Annotated in this window: 20 protein-coding genes; 14 read left to right on the top strand and 6 right to left on the bottom strand. The window is 66.6% G+C overall.

Going from position 1 to position 22,588, the window contains the following annotated elements:
* Window positions 1-239 precede the first annotated feature (239 nt).
* A complete protein-coding gene (locus ACZ5YA_RS06110; protein WP_464092195.1) occupies window positions 240-2,201 on the top strand; it encodes a SurA N-terminal domain-containing protein in 1,962 nt (653 codons plus the stop codon).
* A 24-nt stretch (window positions 2,202-2,225) separates the two neighbouring features.
* Here the strand turns inward: ACZ5YA_RS06110 and ACZ5YA_RS06105 are convergent, their stop codons facing one another.
* A complete protein-coding gene (locus ACZ5YA_RS06105) occupies window positions 2,226-2,873 on the bottom strand; it encodes an arylesterase (RefSeq protein ID WP_059375705.1) in 648 nt (215 codons plus the stop codon).
* On the opposite strand from ACZ5YA_RS06105, the gene ACZ5YA_RS06100 reads away from it, so the two are divergent.
* Window positions 2,872-3,549, top strand: coding sequence for an ABC transporter ATP-binding protein (locus ACZ5YA_RS06100; RefSeq protein WP_054454006.1), 678 nt, complete (start codon window positions 2,872-2,874; stop codon window positions 3,547-3,549). The two genes, ACZ5YA_RS06105 and ACZ5YA_RS06100, sit on opposite strands and share 2 nt — an antisense overlap.
* Before the next feature lie 88 nt (window positions 3,550-3,637).
* On the opposite strand, the gene ACZ5YA_RS06095 is transcribed toward ACZ5YA_RS06100, so the two are convergent.
* From ACZ5YA_RS06095 to ACZ5YA_RS06085, 3 genes are read right to left on the bottom strand one after another with little or no spacing between them, the layout of a single operon-like run.
* Window positions 3,638-4,621, bottom strand: coding sequence for an ABC transporter substrate-binding protein (locus ACZ5YA_RS06095; protein WP_059375707.1), 984 nt, complete (start codon window positions 4,619-4,621; stop codon window positions 3,638-3,640).
* Between the two features lie 22 nt (window positions 4,622-4,643).
* Window positions 4,644-6,290: an ABC transporter permease gene (locus ACZ5YA_RS06090; protein ID WP_059375712.1), complete on the bottom strand. Its 1,647-nt coding sequence runs from the start codon at window positions 6,288-6,290 to the stop codon at window positions 4,644-4,646.
* 13 nt (window positions 6,291-6,303) lie between these two features.
* Entirely contained in the window at window positions 6,304-7,380 is a 1,077-nt protein-coding gene (locus ACZ5YA_RS06085; RefSeq protein WP_059375714.1) for an ABC transporter ATP-binding protein, read from the bottom strand.
* Window positions 7,381-7,623: 243 nt separating this feature from the next.
* Between ACZ5YA_RS06085 and ACZ5YA_RS06080 the strand changes: the two genes are divergently transcribed.
* Together ACZ5YA_RS06080 and serB are read left to right on the top strand one after the other, a co-directional pair.
* Window positions 7,624-8,532 (top strand): LysR substrate-binding domain-containing protein, encoded by a 909-nt coding sequence (locus ACZ5YA_RS06080; protein WP_059375717.1) that lies wholly within the window; start codon window positions 7,624-7,626, stop codon window positions 8,530-8,532.
* Window positions 8,533-8,546: 14 nt separating this feature from the next.
* Window positions 8,547-9,260 carry a phosphoserine phosphatase SerB gene (gene serB, locus ACZ5YA_RS06075; protein ID WP_251879959.1) on the top strand — a complete coding sequence of 238 codons (714 nt, stop codon included), beginning with the start codon at window positions 8,547-8,549 and terminating at the stop codon, window positions 9,258-9,260.
* A gap of 9 nt (window positions 9,261-9,269) precedes the next feature.
* On the opposite strand, the gene fabV is transcribed toward serB, so the two are convergent.
* Window positions 9,270-10,460, bottom strand: coding sequence for an enoyl-ACP reductase FabV (gene fabV / locus ACZ5YA_RS06070; RefSeq protein ID WP_118932043.1), 1,191 nt, complete (start codon window positions 10,458-10,460; stop codon window positions 9,270-9,272).
* Between the two features lie 97 nt (window positions 10,461-10,557).
* Window positions 10,558-11,517 (bottom strand): DMT family transporter, encoded by a 960-nt coding sequence (locus tag ACZ5YA_RS06065; RefSeq protein ID WP_464092194.1) that lies wholly within the window; start codon window positions 11,515-11,517, stop codon window positions 10,558-10,560.
* A gap of 87 nt (window positions 11,518-11,604) precedes the next feature.
* Between ACZ5YA_RS06065 and ACZ5YA_RS06060 the strand changes: the two genes are divergently transcribed.
* From ACZ5YA_RS06060 to ACZ5YA_RS06015, 10 genes are all read left to right on the top strand, one after another.
* Window positions 11,605-12,510: a LysR family transcriptional regulator gene (locus ACZ5YA_RS06060; RefSeq protein ID WP_059375727.1), complete on the top strand. Its 906-nt coding sequence runs from the start codon at window positions 11,605-11,607 to the stop codon at window positions 12,508-12,510.
* Window positions 12,511-12,932: 422 nt separating this feature from the next.
* Window positions 12,933-13,979, top strand: a complete 1,047-nt coding sequence (locus ACZ5YA_RS06055; RefSeq protein ID WP_059375731.1) for a TRAP transporter substrate-binding protein — start codon at window positions 12,933-12,935, stop codon at window positions 13,977-13,979.
* A gap of 241 nt (window positions 13,980-14,220) precedes the next feature.
* The gene (locus ACZ5YA_RS06050) at window positions 14,221-14,841 is read left to right on the top strand and encodes a TRAP transporter small permease subunit (RefSeq protein ID WP_059375734.1); all 621 of its coding nucleotides are present in this window, start codon (window positions 14,221-14,223) and stop codon (window positions 14,839-14,841) included.
* Window positions 14,838-16,121 (top strand): TRAP transporter large permease, encoded by a 1,284-nt coding sequence (locus tag ACZ5YA_RS06045; protein WP_059375736.1) that lies wholly within the window; start codon window positions 14,838-14,840, stop codon window positions 16,119-16,121. Before ACZ5YA_RS06050 ends, ACZ5YA_RS06045 begins: the two co-directional genes overlap by 4 nt.
* Before the next feature lie 74 nt (window positions 16,122-16,195).
* A complete protein-coding gene (locus ACZ5YA_RS06040) occupies window positions 16,196-16,879 on the top strand; it encodes a DUF2848 domain-containing protein (protein ID WP_054454032.1) in 684 nt (227 codons plus the stop codon).
* 83 nt (window positions 16,880-16,962) lie between these two features.
* Window positions 16,963-18,312, top strand: coding sequence for an amidase (locus ACZ5YA_RS06035; protein WP_464092193.1), 1,350 nt, complete (start codon window positions 16,963-16,965; stop codon window positions 18,310-18,312).
* A 78-nt stretch (window positions 18,313-18,390) separates the two neighbouring features.
* A complete protein-coding gene (locus ACZ5YA_RS06030) occupies window positions 18,391-19,296 on the top strand; it encodes a LysR family transcriptional regulator (RefSeq protein WP_059375739.1) in 906 nt (301 codons plus the stop codon).
* Window positions 19,297-19,403: 107 nt separating this feature from the next.
* Entirely contained in the window at window positions 19,404-20,210 is an 807-nt protein-coding gene (locus ACZ5YA_RS06025) for a putative hydro-lyase (protein WP_059376159.1), read from the top strand.
* A gap of 229 nt (window positions 20,211-20,439) precedes the next feature.
* Window positions 20,440-21,687 carry an ABC transporter substrate-binding protein gene (locus tag ACZ5YA_RS06020; protein WP_059375741.1) on the top strand — a complete coding sequence of 416 codons (1,248 nt, stop codon included), beginning with the start codon at window positions 20,440-20,442 and terminating at the stop codon, window positions 21,685-21,687.
* Window positions 21,688-21,735: 48 nt separating this feature from the next.
* Window positions 21,736-22,587 (top strand): branched-chain amino acid ABC transporter permease, encoded by an 852-nt coding sequence (locus ACZ5YA_RS06015; protein ID WP_054454041.1) that lies wholly within the window; start codon window positions 21,736-21,738, stop codon window positions 22,585-22,587.
* Window position 22,588 lies beyond the last annotated feature (1 nt).

Raw genomic sequence — 22,588 nt, 5'->3', positions numbered from 1 at the left:
GGCTGGAAATGGTGCTTCCCCGGGTTGACTCGGTCCCCGGTTTCGTGCCGCCGAACCCGGAGGGCAGCCACGGATGGCATTCGAAAGATCCCTAGGCTGCGCGGCGAATGAGAAATGGTAAAATCCGCCCGCTGATCCGGTATTGACCGGTATGGGAACAGGGCGAATCTGGTTCGCCTTTTTTTATGCGTTTTCTTGCGGCTTCGGGCGTGCGCCTGGGGTGCGGCAACAGGGATTCCATGTTCGAATTTATTCGCAGCCATCGGCGCTGGATGCAGTTCATCCTGCTGCTTCTGATTGTGCCGTCCTTCTTCCTGGTCGGTATTCAAGGCTATGACAGCTTCATGCGCGCCGAGCCTGAATTGGCCACGGTCAATGGCCAGCCCGTGTCGCGGGCCGAGTTCGATCAAGCGCACCGCAACCAGCTGGAGCAGTTCCGCCAGCGCCTGGGCGCCCAGTTCGATCCGGCCGTCATCGACACGCCGGCACTGCGCGAAGGCCTGCTCAACCAGCTGATCAATCAGCGTCTGCTGGCCAACGTCGCGGTCGACAACCGTTTCTCGGTGTCCGACGAAACGCTGCGCAACACCATTGCCGCGATTCCGGAAGTCCAGGACAACGGCCGCTTCTCGCCCGAGCGCTATCGCCAGGTGCTAGCTGCGCAAGGCATGTCGCCGACCTCGTTCGAAGCCGGCCTGCGCCGTGACCTGGCGGTCGCGCGCGTGCTGGAGCCCGTTGGCCAGTCGGCCCGCGCGCCCGGCGAGGTCGTGGCTGCGCTGGAAACGGCGTTGACGCAGCAGCGCACGGTGCAACTGCGCCGCTTCGCCGCCGCCGACTACCGCTCGCAAGTCACCGTCAGCCCGGCCGATATCCAGGCCTGGTACGACGCCAACAAGCAGCAGCTGCAGATTCCCGAACAGGTCCAGGTCCAGTACCTGGTGCTGGACGAGGCCGCCGCCACGCAAGGCGTGCAGGTCAAGGACGAGGATCTCGCGTCCTACTACGAGCAGAACAAGAACCGCTTCGGCCAGCCTGAACGCCGCCGCGCCAGCCACATCATGATCAACCTGGCTCCCGGCGCGTCCGAAGACGCCCGCAAGGCTGTCCGTGCCAAGGCCGAAGACCTCGCCAAGCAGGCCGCCGCCGATCCGGCGCAGTTCGCCGAACTCGCGCGCAAGAACTCGCAGGACGCGGGCTCGGCTTCCAATGGCGGCGACCTGGGCTGGCTCGCGCCCGGCATGCTGACCGGTCCGCTGGAAAAGGCAATTTTCGGCCAAGCCAAGGACCAGGTGTCTGGCGTGATCGAAACCCCGTCCGGCCTGCACGTGGTCAAGGTCACCGAAATCCAGCCCGCCGCCATCAAGCCGCTGGCCGAGGTCAAGGACCAGATCACCGCCGAAGTCCGCAAGCAGCTCGCCGCCGTGCGTTTCTCGGAAATGGCCAGCCAGCTGAACAAGCAGGTCTATGACCAGCGCGACAGCCTGCAGCCCGCCGCCGACACCGTCGGCCTGAAGCTGCGCACCGCTTCCGGCGTGACCCGCGAAGGCCTGCTGCCCGCCGACAAGGCCGGCCCGGGCTCGGCCGCAGCCGGCCCCGACGCCGCGCTGCTGGACAACCCGCGCGTGCGCCAGGTGCTGTTCTCGCCCGACGTGCTGCGTGAAAAGCAGAACTCCGGCGTGATCGAACTCTCGCCCGACACCATGCTGGCCCTGCGCGTGGCCGCCGTCGAGCCGGCCCACGTGCCGCCGCTGGACAAGGTCTCGGACACCATCCGCGCCAAGCTGCTGGACGAGCGTTCGGCCGAAGCCGCCAAGAAGGCGGGCGAAGCCGCGCTGGCCGCCGACCGCGCCAACCCCGCGGCCGCGCCGGAAGGTTTCGGCGCGCCGGTGGTCGTGTCGCGCCAGGATCCCAAGGATCTGCCGCGTCCGGTGCTGGACGCCGTCATGCGCCTGCCCGCCGCCACGCTGCCGGCCTACGCCGGTGTGCAATCGGGTTCGGACTACACGCTGGCGCGCCTGGAAAAGGTCGAGGCCGGCACGGTCGATCCGGCCGACAAGGAGCGCCTGGCGCAGCAGTTGTCCGGCGCTTGGGGCCAGGCTGAAAACGAAGCCATGCTGCGCATGCTGCGCGAAGAGTACAAGGTGCAGGTGCTGCCCGCCGCCGCCGCGGTCATCCGCGGCGATCAGCCGGCAGCCGGCTGATCAGCCAGACTCGGCTCAACAGCGTCAGTTCAACAGTGGCCGCAGCGTCGGCCACACGTTGTCCAGTAGCAAGGGTTGGGCATCCTCGTTTGGATGGATGCCGTCAGCCTGGAACATCGCCCGGTTCGTTGCGATACCTTCCATCAGGAAGGGCACGAGCCGGGCGTTTTCGTCTTTGGCGACCGTGGGGAAGACCTGCGCGAAGCGCTGGGTGTAGTCCCGGCCGTAATTCGGCGGGATCTGCATGCCGACGATCAGGACCTGCGCGTCGGCCTTGCGGGCGGCCTGGGCCATGGTGCGCAGGTTCTGCTCGGTCATGTTCAGGGGCAGGCCCCGCAGGGCGTCGTTCGAACCCAGCTCCAGCACCACCACGGCCGGCGCGTGCTGGCGCAGCAATGCAGGCAGGCGGGCCACGCCGCCGCTGGTGGTGTCGCCGCTGATGCTGGCATTGACGACCTGGTACTTGGGGTATTGTTCCGCTACGCGGGCGGAAAGCAGCGGCACCCAGCCGGTGCCGCGCTTGATGCCGTATTCGGCCGACAGGCTGTCGCCCAGGACCAACACCGTGCGGGGCGCGGAACCCTGGGCCGCGGCGGCGGTCTGAGCGTGGGCGGGCGCCACGACGGCGGTCGCCATGGCGGTCATGAGTAGCAGACGGGAAAATAGGCGCATGGATAACAAGAATTCGATCGAGGTGAAAGGGCTGGGCAAGCAGGTGGCCGATGCCGGCGGCACGCTCTCCATCCTGGAAGGTATCGATTTTACGGTCGAGGCGGGCAGCGCCGTGGCCATCACTGGCAGTTCGGGGTCGGGCAAGTCCACCCTGTTGGGACTGCTGGCGGGCCTGGATGTTCCCAGCGCGGGCAGCGTGCGCCTGGCCGGGCAGGACCTGTTCTCGCTGGACGAGGATGGCCGCGCCCGCCTGCGCGCCAATCATGTGGGTTTCGTGTTCCAGTCATTCCAGCTGCTGCCCAACCTGACGGCCCTGGAAAACGTGATGCTGCCGCTGGAACTGGCCGGGCAATCCGCCCGCGACGCGGCGCAGGCCATGCTGGAACGGGTGGGGCTGGGCAAGCGCCTGCATCACTATCCGCGCACCTTGTCGGGCGGCGAGCAGCAGCGCGTATCGCTCGCGCGGGCCTTCGTGGTGCAGCCGGACCTGCTGTTCGCGGACGAGCCCACCGGCAGTCTGGACGCTGCCACTGGCGTGACGGTCATCGATCTGATGTTCGACCTGCATCGCGAGCACGGCACCACGCTGGTGCTGGTGACCCACGATCCGCAGCTGGCCGCCCGTTGCGGGCGTCAGCTGGTGTTAGCCGCGGGGCGGATGGTCAACGGCGCCTGATGCCGCCGGCCCACCGCCGGGCCGCCCCAAGGTGAGCCAGCCCCCTCGGGGGCAGCTAGCCCCGAAGGGGCGCGGCGTGGGGGCCTATCTATTTCGCCTTGGCTACGGCCTGGTTCCAGGCCGCCACCACCGCTTCATACTCCTTCGCGGCCGCATCCTGACTGACCGGGAAGATCTTGATGGTCTTCAGGTCGGGCAGGGTGGTCAGGCTGGCCACGGCCACGTCCGTGCGCGTCGGGCGGCGGAAGTTCTTCACCAGCTGGGCTTCCTGCGACTCCTTGCTCAAGAGGCCGTCGTACAGTGCCTTGGCGGCATCCATGTTCTTCGCGCCCTTGATGATGAACATGCCTTCCGGCGCCAGGTAGCTGCCCTCGGTCGGGTAGACCAGCTTGATCTCCTTCTGGCCGCCGGCCACGTATTCCTGGGCGGCGTACTCGAGCGTCATGCCCACGGCATACTCGCCCGCGGCCACGCCCTTGTAGGTGGTGCCGGAGGATGCGGTGACCACCGCGTTGGCGGCGATCTTGTCCAACCCTTCCTGGCCGAATTGCTTGAAGAGGCCGTACACCAGCATGTAGGCCGTGCCGCTCTTGGACGGGTCGGTGATGGCGAACTTGTTCTTCCATTGCGGCTGCATCAAGTCGGACCAGGTGGCCGGCGCGGGCAGGCCCTTGAGCTGGCGCTCGTTGACCATCATCACCATGACGTGCACGTTGGTGCCCACCCACAGATCGTCCGGACCGCGGAATTCGGTGGGGATCTTGTCCAGGTCGGCCGGACGGTAGGGCTGCAGGTGCTGGCGGTAAGCGCCCAGCGTGCCGAAGCCGCCGCTCCAGAACAGGTCGCCGCGCGGGTTCTGCGCTTCGGCCTCGATGCGCTTCATCATCGTGCCGGTGCCGCCGGTGACGGGCTGCACGTTCAATTTCGGCGACTTCTGCTTCACCGCGTCCAGGGCGGTTTCGATCGTCTCCGTGTTGTTGGACGAATAGAGCACGACATTCTGGGCCTGGGCGGCGCCGGCGGTCAGGGCGGCGGCCAGGACGCTGTACTGAAGTAGGTGCTTGAATTGCATGGTTAGCCTCTGTGCGAGTGGGTTATTTACCGGAGAACAGCTTGATGCGGAACGCCTTGACGGACACGATGATGGGCAGCACGATGACCGTGACCAGCGCCGCGCCGTAGGCCGACGCCATGCCCAGCCTGCCGCCGTCGACCTGGCGGAAGATGGCGATGGGCATGGTCTCCAGGCCGCCGCTGTAGGCGACGATGGAAGCCGATAGCTCGGAAATGGTGGTGAGCCACATCAGGATGGCAGCCGAGATGATGGACGCCTTCATGGCGGGCAGGATCACCTTGAAGAAGGTCATGAGCGGCGACACGCCCAGGCTGATCGAGGCTTCCTCGATCGACTCGGGAATGTTGAACAGCACCGACGAGGCGTTGCGCACCGCGAAGGGCAGGCGCCGCACCGTGTAGCACAGCACCATGATTCCCGACGTACCCGCCAGCACCAGCCAGCCGGTGTTGAAGGTCTGCACCAGCGCGATGCCCAGCACCGTGCCCGAAATGGTCAGGGGCAGCACCACGATGTAGTCCAGCACCTGGGTGGACGCGCTGCGCTTCTTGATCGTCAGGTAGCTGACCAGCACCGCGAAGGCCACGCCCAGCACCGTGGCCAGCGAGGCGAACTTGAGCGAGTTCAGGATGGGCTCCGGCGCGCCATGCAGCGCGCGCTGCATGCTGGCCAACGACCATTGGCCCCATTGCATGACCGGGCCGCTGGTCTTGGTGAAGGCGGCGATGAAGACCACGATCAGCGGCAGTAGCGAAATGAAGATGATCAGGCCCACGCCGCTGGTATAGAGCAGGGCGGTCCACGAGCGCACGCGGGTAGCGGCCGGCGCGCGTCCCTGCGTCATGGTGTAGACCTTGCGTTCGACCACGCGCTTCTGGAAGAACAGCACGATGGCGACGATGGCGATGGACACGACCGACATCGCGCTCTGCAGCGTCGGGCTGCCGCCCATTTCGCTGACGAAGGTGTTGTAAGTCATGACCGACAGCAGCGGCACGCGGCTGCCCAGCAGCATGGCCAGCGCGAAGTTGCCCACCACCAGCGTGAACACCACCAGCGCGTTGACCAGCACCGCGGGCAGCAGCACCGGCACCAGCACGCGCAGCTTGGTCAGGAGCGGCGGCGTACCCAGGCTCAGGCCCGCTTCTTCGAGCTGGCCGTCGAAGCCACGCAGCGCCGCCAGCACGCCCAGGTAGATGTAGGTGTAGTAGACCAGCGTCATGGAGAACACCATGCCGGTCCAGCCGTAGAACGAGGGCAGCGAAATGCCGGCGTCGCCCAGCAGGTTGGTCAGGATGCCGTTGTTGCCCAGGATCAGCAGCCAGGACTGGCCCACGATGATCTCGGGGATCACGATGGTCAGCACCGGCAGGATCGCCACCAGGTTCTTCAACGGAAAGTCGAAGCGCGCCACCATGTAGGCGAAGGGCACGCCCACCAGCACGGTGCAGGCCGTGACCGCCAGGCCCAGGATCAGCGTATTGCCGAAGGCCTCGATGTATTGAGAGTCGGCCAGCAGGGCCTTGAAGCCCTCCAGCGTGAAGCCGCCATCCTGCCCGGTGACGCTGTTGCTGAACAGCACGGCCAGCGGATAGAGCACGAAGAACAGCAGCAGAGCCAGGCTGATTGCCGTCAGGATGCCCCAGGGCCACCATTTGATTTTCATGGTCGGCGCGTCCTCAGGCGTTGACGACGCGGCTGTCGGCGGGAATCAGCACCTGTACGGCTTCGCCGGGCTGGAACTGCGCCACCATGTTGCCGGCATGCAGCTCGACGCGGATCTCGGAGCCGTTGTCCAGCGCGATGCGGTAGGCGGTCTTGAAGCCCAGGTATTGCCGGCGCAGCACCTTGCCAGGCAAGGTATTGGGCACGTAAGGGGCGGGCGCCATCAAGGCCAGCTCTTCAGGGCGGGCGATGAGCACGCCTTTGCCGTCCAGCTGGTCGCTGCCTTGCACGCCGTCAAAGCCCAGCCCGCAGATCTCGTAGCGCACATGGCCGGCGGGGGCGCCGGCCTGGCCGTTGCGGGCCGGCACCGGGATCACGTTGGCCGAACCGATGAAGTCCGCCACGTAGGCGTTTACCGGCGTGCCGTAGAGTTCTTCCGGGGTGCCCAGCTGGGCGATGTCGCCGCGGTCCATGATGGCGATGCGGTCGGACATCGCCAGCGCTTCTTCCTGATCGTGCGTCACGAATACGGTGGTGATGCCGGCCTCGCGCACCAGGTCCAGGATCACGTCGCGCATCTGCAGGCGCATCTTGGCGTCCAGGTTGGACAGCGGTTCGTCCATCAACAGCACGCGCGGCCGGATCACCAGCGCGCGCGCCAGCGCCACGCGCTGGCGCTGCCCGCCGCTCATCTGCGCGGGATAGCGGTCGGCGAGCGCCAGCAGGCCGACCTTGTCCAGCGCTTCGTTGACGCGCCGCGTGATCTCGGCGCGCGCCACGCCGCGGGCGCGCAGGCCGTAAGCCACATTGTCGAAAGCCGTCTTGTCCGGGAACAGCGCATAGTCCTGGAACACCATGCCGATGTCGCGGCGGTGCGCGGACACGTGGGTCACGTCGTCCTGGTCAAACAACAGGCGGCCGCCGTCGGGGGCATAGAAGCCCGCAATGCAGCGCAGCAGCGTGGTCTTGCCGCAGCCGCTGGGTCCCAGCAGCGTGTAGAACGCGCCGTCGGGGATGTGCAGCGACAGATTGCGCAGCACTTGCTGCCCGCCGAAAGTCTTGACGATGCCGTCTACGGTGATTGATGCCATGTTTCGCTTCCTGCCTGAGGTTGCCGGCATCATAGAAACGCGCTGCGCGCCCGACCAGCGGTGTTTTTTAAGGGTAGTCGTTAGTTTTTCTAAGAGGTCGGCGCGCGGGCTATCACCTAGAATGCGGCTGGATGACACAGGCGCGCGCAAGCCGCGCCAATGAAAAATAGACGACAAGGGAAACCGTGGGAAAGAGCAGCACTACGCGGCGCCAGGCCGGCGCGCGGGCGGACCGCAACTGAAATGGCGGGGCAGAGCCTGCCGCCGCTCAAGGCCTTGCGCGTGTTCGAAGCCGCGGCGCGTCTGCGCAGCTTCACCGCGGCCGCCGACGAACTGAGCATTACGCACAGCGCGGTCAGCCAGCAGATCCGCATACTCGAAGAGTACGTGGGGCAGCCTCTGTTCGCGCGCGAGGCGCGCGGCGTGGCGCTGCTGCCTTGCGCCCAGGCCTACTTTCCGGAAATCCAGGCCAGCCTGGAGCGCATCGCGGCCGCGACCGCCAAGCTGAAATCGCCCGCCTACGGCGGCGTGCTGCGCGTCTGCGCCACGCCGTCCCTGACCATGAAGTGGCTGATTCCGCGCCTGTCGGCGTTCCAGGCCCGGCATCCGGGCGTGGACGTGCAGCTCACCACGCAAGGGCGGTCGTTCCTGGACCGCGGCGGCGACACCGGCAGCGACGTGCTGATCCGCCATGGCTACATGGCGCACTCCGACCTGGCCTGTGTGCACTGCCTGGACGATTTCCACGTGCCGGTGGCGTCGCCGCGCTTCATCGAGCGCAACCGACTGGCTGCGCCCGCGGATTGCCTGGGGCATCCGCTGCTGAAGATCGCGGGCGGCATGGACCACTGGCCGCGTTGGTTCGCGCTGGCCAAGGTGGACGTGCCCGCGCAATTGCCGGGACCGGTGTTCGACCACCAGTTCCTGTGCATGCAGGCCGCCATGAACGACCTCGGCATCGCCTTGGCGCCCTGGTGCCTGCTGGAAGACGACATCCGCGCCGATCGCTTGCGCCCGCTGTTCGACGGCCCGCAGCTGCCGAACGCCGGCATCCACGCGCTATACCGCCAGGATGGCCCGGCCGCCGCGTCGGCGCTATTGTTCATCGAGTGGTTGCGCGAGCAAAGGCGCGACCCCTCACATACCGCATAGACCAAGGATTCCTCATGCATTCCAGCTCCACGATACCCGGCCTCTTTTGGCGCGGCATTGCGCCTCCCCTTGCGCTCGCGGACTACAAGCTCATCGCCTTCGACATGGATTCCACGCTGATCTCGATCGAGACGCTGGACGAAATGGCGGACCTGATGGGCAAGAAGGCCGAGGTGGCGGCGCTGACGGAAGCCGCCATGCGCGGCGAGATCAAGGACTACAAGCAGAGCCTGCGCGAGCGCGTGGCGCTGCTGGCGGGGATGCCGGAAGCGGCGCTGGACGAGGTCTATGAGCAGCGTGTGCGCATCAATCCAGGCGCGCAAACGCTGATCGCGGCGTGCAAGGACGCGGGCCTGACCTGCCTGCTGGTGACCGGCGGCTTCACCTGCTTCACCGACCGGCTGCGGGTGCGCCTGGGACTGGACGACGTGCGCGCCAACGTGCTGGAAATCGTTGACGGCCGCTTGACCGGCAGGCTGCTGCCGCAAGCGTGGGGCGATATCTGCGACGGCGAGGAAAAGCGCCGCAAGCTGCTGGAAGTGTGCGCGGCGCTGGGTGTGGGGCCGGAACGCGCCATCGCCGTGGGCGACGGCGCCAACGACCTGCCGATGATGCGCGCGGCGGGCCTGTCGGTGGGCTACCGCGCCAAGCCGGCCGTGCGCGAGGAGGTCAATGTCGCAATCGACGCAGGCGGCCTGGACCGCCTGCTGGAGCTGATGGCGCGCTAGCGCCGGGGCTTACGCCAGGCCGCGGATTGCCACGGCCGGATCGGTGTCGGCTTCATAGTCGACGCCTTCGATCTCGAAGCCGAACAGGCGCAGGAAGTCCTGCTTGTAGCCCGCGAAATCGGTCAGCTGGTAGATGTTGTCGTTGTTGACCTGGCCCCACAGCGCCTGCACGCGGGCCTGCACCTCGGGATCCAGTTCCTTGTAGTCGGCGCGCAGGCGGCCGTCCTGGTCGAGGATGGGCGTCTGGCCGCAGAGGCTGTCGCGGTACAGGCCGTAGACCTGTTCGATGCAGCCTTCGTGCGTGCCGGCTTCCTTCATGGTCTTGAACAGCAGCGACAGGTACAGCGGCATCATGGGGATCGCCGAGCTGGCCTGCGTCACCACCGCCTTCAGCACCGACACGCGGGCGTCGCCGCCGCGCGCGGCCAGCTTGGCGCGGATCTCCAGGACTTTCTGGTCCAGGTCCTTCTTGGCCGCGCCGATCGAGCCGTTCCAGTAGATGTCATGGGTGATCTTCTCGCCCAGATAGGTGAACGCCGTGGTGCTGGCGCCTTCGGCCAGCACGCCGGCTTCCAGCAGCGCGTCGATCCACATCTGCCAGTCTTCGCCGCCCATGACGGCGACAGTCGCGTCGATCTCGGCCTGGGTGGCGGGCTCCAGCACGGATTCCTTGACCACTTCGCGGTCGGTGTCCAGGCCGCGCAGGTTGACCGCCTGGCCGATGGGCTTGAGGGTCGAATTGAACACTTCCCCGGTCTTCGGGTGCGTGCGGCGCGGGGCGGCCAGGCTGTAGATCACCTGGTCGACCTGGCCCAGGTCCTGCTTGATGAGGTCTATGGTCTTGCGCTTGATCTCGTCGGAGAAGGCGTCGCCGTTGATGCTCTTGGCATAAAGGCCGGCGGCATGGGCCTGCTCGTGGAATTCCGCCGTGTTGTACCAGCCCGGCGTGCCGGCCTTGGCCGCGTCGCCCGGCCGCTCGAAGAACACGCCCAGCGTCTGCGCGCCGCAGCCGAAGGCCGCGCTGATCCGCGCCGCGAGGCCATAGCCGGTCGATGCGCCCAGCACCAGCACGCGTTTCGGCCCGCCAGCTATCGGCCCCTGGGCGCGGGTGTAGGCGATCTGGTTGCGGACGTTGGCGGCGCAGCCGGCCGGATGGGTGGTGACGCAGATGAAACCGCGCACGCGGGGCTTGATGATCATGGGAGCCTCGATTCGGGGAAATGCCTGGATCGCCCATGCGCGAAAGCGCAAAAAGCGACCCGCATTGTACGGGAGGAGGCGCCGGCGCGCTGCCGGCTCAGCGTGCGTCGGCCCGGGCCAGCGGCGCGGCCTGGGCGCGGCTGCGGCGCCATTCGATCAAACCGATGCCGATGCCGCTGGCGCAGATGATGGCGATGCCCAGCCAGGTCAGCGGGTCGGGGAAGTGGCCCCAGACCAGCCAGCCGACCGAGGTGGCGCTGATGATCTGCAGGTAGACAAAGGGCGCCAGGGTGGAAGCGGGCGCGCGGCGGTAGGCGGCGATCTGGAACAGATGGCCCAGCCCGCCGGTGATGCCGGTGGAGATCAGCACGACCCAATCCAGCGGCGCCAGCGCCTTGAGCACGGGCAGGGCGGGCGGCAGGATGAAGGGCAGGGCCAGGGTCAGGCATATCGTGCCGACCGCGCCGCTCCAGATCAGCGAGGTGAACGGATCGTCGCCTGCCACGCGCCGCGTAGCGATGAACTGCACGGCGAAGCAACAGGCCGTGAGCAGGCCGAACACCGTGCCCACCGGATCCAGGCCGCCGCCCGGCCGGATCACGATGATCACGCCGATGAAGGCGATGCCCGCGGCCACGAATCGAGACAGGCGGGCGGGTTCCTTCAGGACCCAGGGCGCTGCCGACAGCACCAGCAGCGGCGCCAGGAAGTTGATGGCGGTGGCCTCGGCCTGCGGGATGTAGCTCAGCGTGGTGAAGAACATCAGCGTGGCCAGGAACATCGAGCCGCCGCGCAGGATCTGTTCGCGCGGCTTCTTGCTGCGGAATACGCCCAGGCCGCGCGCAGGCAGCACCAGGGTCAGCACCAGCGCCAGGTGCACGGCATAGCGGAACCACGACAGCACCAGCAGCGGCACGCCCGCATTCATCACCCACTTGCCGCTGGCATCCAGGCACGACAGCGTCCACATCGACAGCACCAGCAACAGCACCCCCATCATCGGGCCGCTGGAAGCGGGCGCTGCGCGGCGCGTGCGACCGTCATCGGCCGGGGTCATCGACAAACTCCTTTGGTGGCTGAAACGCCGGTTTGCAGGTACCGGGCGGCTGCCATGATACGCTCATCGCGCCGGGGGAACAGGCTCATGATAGAACTACGCAACATCGAAACTTTTTTCTGGGTGGCCACGCTGGGCAGTTTTCGCGCCGCGTCGGAGAAACTCAACACCACGCAGCCAGCGGTGTCGCAGCGCATCGCCTCGCTGGAGGCCGACCTGGGCGTGCTCCTGTTCGAGCGCGAAGCGCGCGGCGTGAAGCTGACCGCCAAGGGGCATGAACTGCTGTCGCATGCGGAGCGCATGTTGCAGGTGCGGCGCGACATGTTCGAAGCCGCGCGCGAGCAAAACGTCATGAGCGGCACGGTGCGCATCGGCGTGGCCGAGACCATCGTGCAGACCTGGCTGCCCACGCTGATCGAACTGATCCATTCCAACTATCCGGCGCTGGTGCTGGAAATCGAGGTCGACACGACCCACGTGCTGCGCTCGCATCTGATGTCGCGGCAGATCGATCTGGCCTTCCTGATGGGACCGGTGCTGGAAGCGCGGGTCGAGAACCTGCCGCTATGCACCTATCCGCTGGCCTGGGTGGCGAGCCCGGTGCTGGACCTGGGGCCGGAGCCGCTGACGCTGGAGCGGATAGGCAAGCTGCCCATCATCACCTATCCCTCCAACAGCGCGCCTTACCGCGTGGTGCGCGATATGTTGACGCGCGCCGGCGTGAGTTCGCCGCGCATGTACGGCAGCGCGTCGATGTCGATGGTGGTGCGGATGACGCAGGACGCCATCGGCACCAGCGTCATCGCGCCGGTGTTCCTGGGCAAGGAGCTGGCACGCGGCGAATTGCGCATCTTGCGGGTGGAGGCCGATCCCTTGCCGGAACTGAGCTTCACGGCCACCTGGGTGCAGGGGCCGGATAGCCACGCGGTCCGCGTTATCGCGCAGATGGCGCAGAAGGTGGCCGAGCAGGCCGCGGACGGGACTCCGCTCTAGGTGTTTACCCCAGCAGGGGCTGCGCCGCCGGCCGTGGCGGCCTTGCGACGCGGCCGCGTTGCGGCGCGCCCGGCTGCCCGCTAAGCCCCGCCATTGCGTCGTTTGCGCGAAACGCGGGGGGCGTGGCGCACGAGACCAAAGAAAAATTTATACCCCCGTATCGCAACATACGATTGGACGCTCCGCGCCCCTGACGCTGCAATGGCGCCACATCAATAACGATCGCCTGGATGCCTAGAGCGGGGGGAAAGCATGAACCAGCGTATGTCCCATTCCCGGAACCGGGCGGCAAGCCATGCCGCGCAGGCGCGATGCGCGCCGCTGCGCGGCTGATCTCCAGACTCATTGATTGCCACCGCGCGCCGCCAGGATAACGGGATCCGGCGCGCGGCATACCATCCCGCCAGCCAGGAGTTTTGTCCATGAAGAAGTCGCTAGTTTTCGCCGCCGTCGCCGCCAGCCTGTTGGCCGGCGCCGTCCAGGCACAGGACCTCCCCAAGACCCAGTTGAAAGTCGTGGGCGGCCTGAGCAACCTGACTGCTTACAACGATTACGAAAAGCCGTTCTGGACCAAGACCATCCCCGAGCTGTCCAAGGGCCAGGTCACGGCCGACATCAAGGGCTTCAACGAAATGGGCTTGAAGGGCCCCGAATTGCTGCGCCTGATGTCTCAGGGCGTGGTCGAATTCGGCACCGCCACGCTCGCCTACTTCGCCAGCGACAACCCCATCAACGAAGCGATCGACCTGGCCGGCCTGGCGCCCGACGTCAAGACCGCGCGCGCCGTCACCGACGCGTTCGAACCGGTCTACGCCAAGCTCTATGGCGAAGGCAGCAACGTCAAGCTGCTGGGCATTTCCACGTATCCCGCGCAGGTGCTGTTCTGCAACGCCGAAATCAAGAGCCTGGCCGACATCAAGGGCAAGAAGGTCCGCACCAGCAGCCGCACCACCGCCGAGTTCGTCGAGGCGCTGGGCGGCTCCAGCGTGACCATGGCCTTCGGCGAAGTGGTGCCCGCGCTGCAGAACAAGGTGGTGGATTGCGCCATCACGGGTTCGCTGTCCGGCTATTCGGCCAAGTGGTACGAAGTGTCGACCCACCTGGTCGCGCTGCCGATCAACTGGAACCAGCAGATCCACGCCGTCAACCAGAAGGCCTGGGACAAGCTGGACCCCAACGTGCGCACTTTCCTGCAGACCAATGTGAAGACGCTGGTCGACAACATCTGGGACGCCGCCGCGCGCCAGACCCAGGAAGGCTATGACTGCAACACGGGCGCCGCCGCTTGCCCGTTCCCGGTCAAGGGCAAGATGGTCCTGGTCCAGCCCTCGGACGCTGACCGCGCGCTGCTGAAGAAGGTCACCGAAGAGGCCGTGCTGCCGAAGTGGGCCGCGCGCTGCTCGGCCCAGTGCGTGAAGGACTTCAACGCCACCGTCGGCAAGACGCTGGGCCTGACCGCTATGAAGTAGGGCCCCCCCCCCGAAGCGCTGCGCGCTTCCCCCCCAGGGGGGGCATGCCTGCGGACCGGCGGAGCCGGATCCGCGGCATCCGGATCGGGGAGGGGCGCTGCAGATCGGCTGAGCTGGCTTCGTGGCCCCCTGATGGGGGAGTTGCTGCAGATCGGCGTAGCTGGCTTCGTGGCATCGCTATGGGATCGTTCGTTACATAGCAGGGAGGGCGATGTGTGCCTGCCCTGCAAAGGTTTGACTCATGACTCAATCTGAACACTTCCGCCTGCTGGGCGGGCTATTGCGGCGCGCCGAGAGCTTTTCGCGCTTGGCCGTGTGGGCCGGCGGCGCGCTGACGGTGGCCAGCGTGTTGCTGATCTCGTTTGACGTGCTGGCCCGCAAGTTCCTGGGCTTCACGACTGGCGGCGCGGACGAGTTGTCCAGCTACGCCTTCGCCATCAGCACCTCCTGGGCGTTGGCATTCGCCACGCTGCAGCGCGCCAACGTGCGCGTGGACGTGGTCTACCAGTACATGCCGGTGCGCGTCGCCGCCGTGCTGGACTGGATCTCCATGGTGGCCCTGGCGGTCTTCATGGTGTACCTGACGTATTACGCGTTCGAGGTGGTGCAGACCTCCTGGGCGCAGAAGTCCGCGGCCAATACGCCGCTGGCCACGCCTTTGTGGATTCCGCAGGGCCTGTGGGCGCTGGGCCTGGCCTGGATGTGCGTCACGGTCGCGCTGATGCTGGCGCGCGCTTCCGCCGCGCTGGTCACGGGTGATATCGAACTGGTCAGGAGCATTTGCGGCGTGCGTTCGGCGCAGGAAGAGGCCGACGAGGAAGCCGCCGCCGGCGAGCGCATGGTGAAGGGAGAGGCTGCATGATTTCCACCGCATTGATACTGCTCCTGGTTTTGATCGGCCTGTCGATTCCGGTGGGCGCGGCGCTGGGCGTGCTGGGCCTGATCCTGGACCCGCTGTTCTCCATGCTGCCGCTGACGCGCGCGATCGGCGAAGTTTCCTGGAGCACCAACAACGAATTCCTGCTGGTGGCGATTCCGCTGTTCATCATGCTGGGCGAGGTGCTGCTGCGCGCAGGATTCGCCGAACGCATGTATGGCGCGATGAGCCTGTGGCTGTCGTGGCTGCCGGGCGGGCTGATGCACGCCAACATCGGCGCCTCGACGCTGTTCTCGGCCACCTCCGGCTCCAGTGTGGCGACCGCCGCGACGGTGGGCACCGTGGCGATCCCGCAGATCCGCAAGTACGGCTACAACGAGCCGTTGTTCCTGGGCAGCCTGGCCGCCGGCGGCACGCTGGGCATCCTGATCCCGCCCTCGATCAACCTGGTCATCTACGGCGTGCTGACGAACTCCTCGGTGCCCAAGCTGTACCTGGCCGGCATCATCCCGGGTTTCGCGATGGCCGCGCTGTTCATGCTGACGGTGGTCATCGCCTGCGTCGCCAAGCCGTCCTGGGGCGGCAAGAAGATCCAGGCGACCTGGGGCCAGCGTTTCGCCAGCTTGGTGCATCTGGCGCCGCCCATGGGGATCTTCTTCCTGGTGGTGGGTTCCATCTACGCCGGCCTGGCCACGCCGACCGAGGCCGCCGCGCTGGGCGTGCTGGGCGCCTTCATCCTGGCGGCCTGGTTCCGCCGCCTGTCGTGGTCGATGCTGCGCGAGGTCATGGAAGGCACCATGCGCTCCACGGCCATGATCATGCTGATCGTGGTGGCGGCCAGCTTCCTGAACTTCGTCATGTCCGCGACCGGCCTGACCGATGCGCTGACCAAGTCGATCACGGGCCTGGGCCTGTCGCCCGGCTGGATGCTGCTGATCGTGGTGATCTTCTACCTGGTGCTGGGCTGCTTCATGGAAACCCTGTCCATGATGATCACGACCATCCCCATCGTGGCGCCCATCATGATCGGCCTGGGTTTCGATCCCATCTGGCTGGGCATCGTCATCATCATCCTGGTCGAAGCCGCCCTGATCACGCCTCCGGTGGGCCTGAACCTGTTCGTGGTGCAAAGCCTGCGCAAGAGCGGTTCCATGAGCGCGGTCATCGTCGGCAGCCTGCCGTTCGTGGCCGCCATGTTCGTGATGCTGGCGCTGCTGGCCTTCTGGCCGGACGTGGCGCTGTGGCTGCCGCGCGTATTCGGCTGACCTTTATTGCCTAGACGTTCCGGGGCGCGGCGAACCGCCGCGTCCTTCACTCCCTAATTCTCAGCAGGACAGATATGAAAGCCGTATTCCAGATCGAAGACTCGCAACCCCGCCAGGTGGAAGTGGAGTTCAACACCCTGATCGTCGCCGGCTGGGCCGGCCGCGACATGGCCGCGATCGAGCATCACATCGAAGAGCTGGCCGCCATCGGCGTGCCGCGTCCCAGCAGCGTGCCGCTGTACTACCGCATTGCCGACAATCAACTGACGCAGAAGGAAACCGTGCAGGCCCTGGGCGAGGATTCGTCGGGCGAAGTCGAGACCTTCGTGTTCTCCGTGGACGGCGAAATGTACGTCAGCATCGCCTCCGACCATACCGACCGCAAGCTGGAAACCTACAGCGTGGCGATGTCCAAGCAGGTCTGCGTCAAGCCCGTGGCCACGAGCGCCTGGCGCCTGGCCGACGTGGCGGACTACTGGGACGAGCTCATCATCCGTTCCTACATCGTCGAGAACGGCGTGGAAGTGCTGTACCAGGAAGGCCCGCTGGCGTCGCTGCGCACGCCGCAGGACCTGATCGCGGGCTATACCGGCGGCGCCACGGTGCTGCCGGCCGGCGCAGGCATGACCTGCGGCACGGTGGGCGCGATCGGCGGCATCCGCGCCGCGGCCGACTTCACCATGGAATTGCACGATCCGCGGCGCCAGCGCAGCCTGCGCCACCGCTATCATGTCGAGACGCTGCCCGTGGTGGCCTGATTCTGGCCCCAGGCGCCGATCGCCAGGCGCGCCCGCGGGCGCGCCCGTTTGCACTCAAGCCGCAAGACGGCACTAGGATGACTATGGTTCCGACTTTGAACGATCTGACCCAGGCCCTGCAAGAGGGCCGCAGCACCTCCGTGGAACTGACGCGGGCGGCGCTGGCCCGCGCACAGGACGAAGCGGGCGAGGGCGCGCGCGCGTTCACCCGCCTGTACGCCGAATCCGCGTTGGCGCAGGCGCAAGCTTCCGACACGCTGCGCGCCGCCGGCATCGTCCGCTCCGCGATCGAGGGCTTGCCGATCAGCATCAAGGATCTCTTCGACATCGAAGGCGAAACCACGATGGCTGGCTCGGTGGCCCGTGAAGGCGAACCGGCGGCCGACGCCGACGCTGAAGTCGTGCGCCGTCTGATCGCGGCAGGCGCGGTCATCATCGGCCGCACCAACATGACCGAATTCGCCTATTCGGGCCTGGGCATCAATCCCCATTACGGCACGCCCCTGAACCCCTACGACCGCGCCACCGGCCGCATCCCGGGCGGCTCGTCCTCGGGCGCCGCGGTGTCGGTCGCCGACGGCATGTCGGCCGCGGCCATTGGTTCGGACACTGGCGGTTCCGTGCGCATTCCGGCCGCGCTTTGCGGCCTGACGGGCTTCAAGCCCAGCGCCTGGCGCGTCTCCATGGAAGGCGTGCTGCCGCTGTCGGCCAACCTGGACTCCATCGGCCCCATCGCTGCCAGCGTGCGCTGCTGCGCCGAACTGGACGCCATCCTGTCCGGCGACGGCGGCCCGGCGCCGGAAGCGGCCGTGCTGCGCGGGTTGCGCCTGGCCATCCCGACCACGCTGGCGTTGGACGCCATGGACAAGCATGTTGCCGACAGCTTCGCAGCCGCCGTGAACCGCCTGAAGGCCGCCGGCGCCCTGGTCGAAGAAATCGCGATTCCGGAATTCGCCGAACTGGCCGCCATCAACGCCAAGGGCGGCTTTACCGCCGCCGAAGCCTGGGCCTGGCACCGCGACCTGATCGCCCGCGCCGGCAAGCGCTATGACCCGCGCGTGGTGTCGCGCATCATGCGCGGCAAGGACATGAGCGCGGCCGACTACCTGGACTTGCTGGATGCGCGCGAAGCCTGGGTCGCGGCGGTGGACCGCCGCATTGCCGGCTACGACGCCCTGATCATGCCGACCACGCCCATCGTGGCGCCGGCGGTGGCCGACCTGCAGGCCTCCGATGATGCCTATTACGCCGCCAACGGCCTGATCCTGCGCAATCCGACGCTGATCAATTTCCTGGATGGCTGCGCGTTGTCGCTGCCTTGCCATGCCGCCGGCACGGCGCCGGTGGGCCTGATGATCGCGGCCAGCAACGGCGCGGACCGCCGTATCCTGAGCATCGGCCTGGCGGTGGAAGCGCTCTACGCCGGGCAGTGACGCGCAGCCGGGACGGGCGGCGGCCGCCGGTCCGTCCTGGGCGCTAAGATGGCGGCTGCATAGCCGGATGCCGCCGCCATGATCGATCTGCGCAATATCGAAACGTTCTTCTGGGTCGCCACCCTGGGCGGTTTCCGGGCGGCGGCCGAGAAGCTCAATGCCACCCAGCCGGCCATTTCCCAGCGTATCGCGTCGCTGGAATCCGATCTGGGCGTGCGCCTGTTCGACCGCGACACGCGGGGCATTAAGCTGACAGGCAAGGGGCGCGAGCTGCTGTCGCATGCCGAGCGCATGCTGCAGATGCGGCGCGACATGCAGGAGGCCGCGCGCGCCAAGAGCGTGATGAGCGGCATGCTGCGGCTGGGCGTATCGGAAACCATCGTCCATACGTGGCTGCCGACCCTGATGGAATATCTGCACGACGCCTATCCGGCGCTGATGGTCGAGATCCAGGTGGATACGACCACGGTGCTGAAGACGCAGCTCGCCTCGCGCCAGATCGACCTGGCATTTCTGCTGGGGCCGATGGAAGAGCCCCGCATCGAGAACCTGTACCTCTGCAATTACCCGCTGTCCTGGGTGGCAAGCCCCAAGCTCAAGGTCGGACGCCAGCCGATCGCGCTCAAGCGCCTGGCCGAATGGCCGGTGATCACCTATCCCTCCACCACCGATCCGCACCGCGCCGTGCGCCAGCTGTTGCAGCAGGCGGGCGTCGAGGCGCCGCGCATGTACGGCAGTTCGGCGCTTAGCGTCATCGTGCGGATGGCGCAGGACGGCATCGGCACCGCGGTCATCGCGCCCGTCATCCTGCACAAGGAGCTGGCGCAGGGCGAATTGCGCATTCTGGACGTGAAGGCGCCGGCCTTGCCGCCGCTGCATTACACCGCCTGCTGGATGCAGGGGCCGGACAGCCAGATTCCGCGCGCGGTGGCGGAGGCGGCGCAGCAGATCGCGCGGGAAGAGGCGCTGCGCCATCCGGCATAACCCTGATAAATATTTTTGATCGGGGTCTATCGCAACTTGTGATTGGACGCTGGCCCGCGGTTCCTGTGCAATGCCCCAATACCTGCATCATCATCAAGGGGATAGGCATGCAATCCAAACCCGCGGCGCGCGCCAGCGTCGAATTGGCCCGGCAGGCGCGGCTGGACGCGCGCAGCGGCAAGCTGACCGGCCCGACCGCCAATCTGGCGCCGGGCCACGTCCAGGCCAACCTCGCCATTCTGCCGCGCGCGCTGGCCGCGGACTTCCTGCATTTCTGCCAGCGCAATCCCAAGCCCTGTCCCTTGCTGGCCATGTCCGAACCCGGCGATCCCGCCTTGCCGGAACTGGGCCAGGACATCGACATCCGCAGCGACATCCCGCGTTACCGGGTATGGAAGAACGGCGAGCTGGTGGCCGAGCCTACCGATGTGCGCGATATCTGGCGCGACGATCTGGTGTCGTTCCTGATCGGCTGCTCGTTCTCCTTCGAGGAAGCGATGCTGGACAACGGCTTGCCCGTGCGCCACATCGAGCAGGGCTGCAACGTGCCCATGTATCGCACCAGCGTCCCGACCCATGCCGCGGGCGTGTTCGGCGGTCCGTTGGTCGTGTCCATGCGTCCCCTGAAGGCGGCGGACGCCATCCGCGCCATCCAGGTCACCTCGCGTTTTCCCTCGGTCCACGGCGCGCCGGTGCATATCGGCGACCCCGCGTTGATCGGGATTGCCGACATCAACCGCCCGGACTATGGTGATCCGGTGGAAATCCGCGAAGGGGAAATGCCCGTGTTCTGGGCTTGCGGCGTAACGCCGCAGTCGGTGGTCGCAGCGGTCAAGCCGGAATTCTGCATTACCCACGCGCCGGGCCATATGCTGGTCACGGACCTCATCAACAGCCGGATGGCGGTGTTCTGACCGCCAACCATCCGCTTTCTCAGTAGCGCGTAAGCGGGTAGCGGTTAGAAGTCTCTACTCGCGCTGCAGTACCAGTTGTGCCACCAAAACGATCCATTAAAGGACAAGGGGAAATGGCGACAACCGCTTTGAATCTGGGGCCTTCCGGCTTGCCGGAGGGTCTCGTGCCGCCGCCAACGCGGCCATGCATTGCTTTCACACCCAGCCGGTCCAATCCAGGAGTCCAGTTATGAAGATGAAGCTCATCGCGGGTGTCGCCGCGAGCCTGGCGCTGATGTGCGCCGTTCCCGCGCAAGCGCAACAGGCCGTGCGCATCGGCGCAATCTATCCGCTATCGGGCGCCTTGGCGTCCACCGGGGCTGAAATCAAGGCGGCCGTCGAACTGGCGGTCGAGATCATCAACAATCCGCATCCCGAGTTGGAAGGCATACCGCTGGCAGCGGGCAGCGGCTTGCCGGCGCTGGGCGGCGCCAAGATCGAAGTGGTGTTCGGCGATTCTCAGGGCAAGCCCGAAGTGGGCCTGGCCGACGCCCAACGCCTGATCGACCAGGAAAAGGTAGTGGCCCTGACCGGCGCTTACCAGTCCGCCGTGACCAAGACCGCCAGCCGCATCGCCGAGCAGCGCGGCATACCCTACGTCAATGGCGAATCCAGCAGCCCGGACCTGACCGAGCGCGGCTATAAGTGGTTCTTCCGCACCTCGCCCAACGACGATACCTTCGTCGAGAACATGATGCAGTTCCTGGATGGCATCAAGGCGGTGCCGACCGCCAAGATCGCTGTGGTGTACGAGAACACCGACTTCGGCGTGAACACTTACAAGGCGGTCGAAAAGTTCGCCAAGCAATACAACCGCCAATTGGTCGCCAACATCGCCTACAGCGCCGGCTCGGCCTCGGTGACGGCGGAAGTGCAGAAACTGGCGGCCGCCAAGCCCGATGTGGCGATCTTCGCCAGCTATACCTCGGACGCCATGCTGTTCGTGCGCACCATGCGCGAAAGCAAGTACGCGCCGCCGGTGTTCCTGGCCAACGACGCGGGCTTCATCGATTCGCGCTTCGTGCAGGAGGTGGGGCCGCAGGTCCAGGGCGTGCTGACGCGCGACGTCTGGGGCAATGACGTGGCGGCATCCAAGGCCGGGCTGAAAAAGATCAACGACATGTACAAGGCCAAGACGGGTAAGGACCTGAACGGCAACAATGCCCGTTCGATGCAGGGCGTGCTGGTGCTGGCCGACGCGATCAACCGGGCCGGTTCGACCGACCCCGAGGCGATCCGCAAGGCGCTGGCCGCCACCGATCTGGGCGAGGCGCAGGTCGCGATGCCCTGGGCCGGGGTGCAGTTCGACGCCAAGGGCCAGAACACCAAGGGTTCGGGCCTGATCCTGGAGCTCAAGGGCGCGGCCTACCAGACCGTGTGGCCGGAAAAATACCGTACCGACAAGAACCTGCCCACGCTGCCGTTCACCTGGAAGTAAACATAGTCTGACGCGGCGGGCCGCGGGGCCCGCCGCGAGGAGCACTCCATGTTTGAAGCTCTCTCGGCAGGCCTGTTCAACGGCCTGATCTATGCCGCGGTGGCGGTGGGGCTGGCGCTGATCTGGGGCATCACCGACGTCATCAACTTCGCCCATGGCGAGTTCCTGATGCTGGGCATGTATGCAGCCTATTGGCTCTACACGCTGGGCCACATCGATCCCACGCTGTCGGCGCCGCTGGTGGCGGTCCTGCTCGCCTTCGTCGGCTTCCTGACTTATGCGCTCATCATCCGCCGCCTGCAAAAGGGGCCGGCGATGGCGGTCATCCTGGCCACCTTCGGCCTTGGGCTGGTGCTGCGCCAGATTGCCTTCATCGCCTTCAGCCCCGACTACCGCAGCCTGCCGGACACGCTGGTGTCGGGCAGCGTCACGGTTGCCGGCATCTCGCTGGGCCGACCACAGGTGGTGACGGGCCTGATCGCGCTGGTAGTGGTGGTCGCGCTGTTCATCCTGGTGTACCGCACGCGCTGGGGCCATGCCCTGCAGGCGGTGGCGGAAGACCGCCAGGTGGCGGCGCTGGTGGGCATTTCGCCCGACCGGGTCAACGCCCAGGTCTGGATGCTGGGCAGCGCGGCGGTCGGCCTGGCCGGCGCCTTGCTGACCACCTTCTTCTACGTATTTCCCTCGGTGGGCACGGTGTTCGGCCTGCTGGCCTTCGTGGCGGTGTGCATGGGCGGCTTCGGGTCGTTGCCTGGCGCCTTCATCGCGGGGATCCTGATCGGCATCATCGAGGCCATGACCGGCTACTTCGTCGCCCCAGCGTTGAAGACAGTGAGCGTCTTCATCCTGTTCATCCTGGTTCTCTGGTATCGGCCGCGCGGCCTGTTCGGGCGGTGGTGAG

It is taken from the genome of Achromobacter sp. JCM 18799 (genome assembly GCF_055395645.1).
The sequence above is the reverse complement of the archived record's forward strand: the minus strand, read 5'-3'. Positions and strand labels throughout refer to the sequence as shown.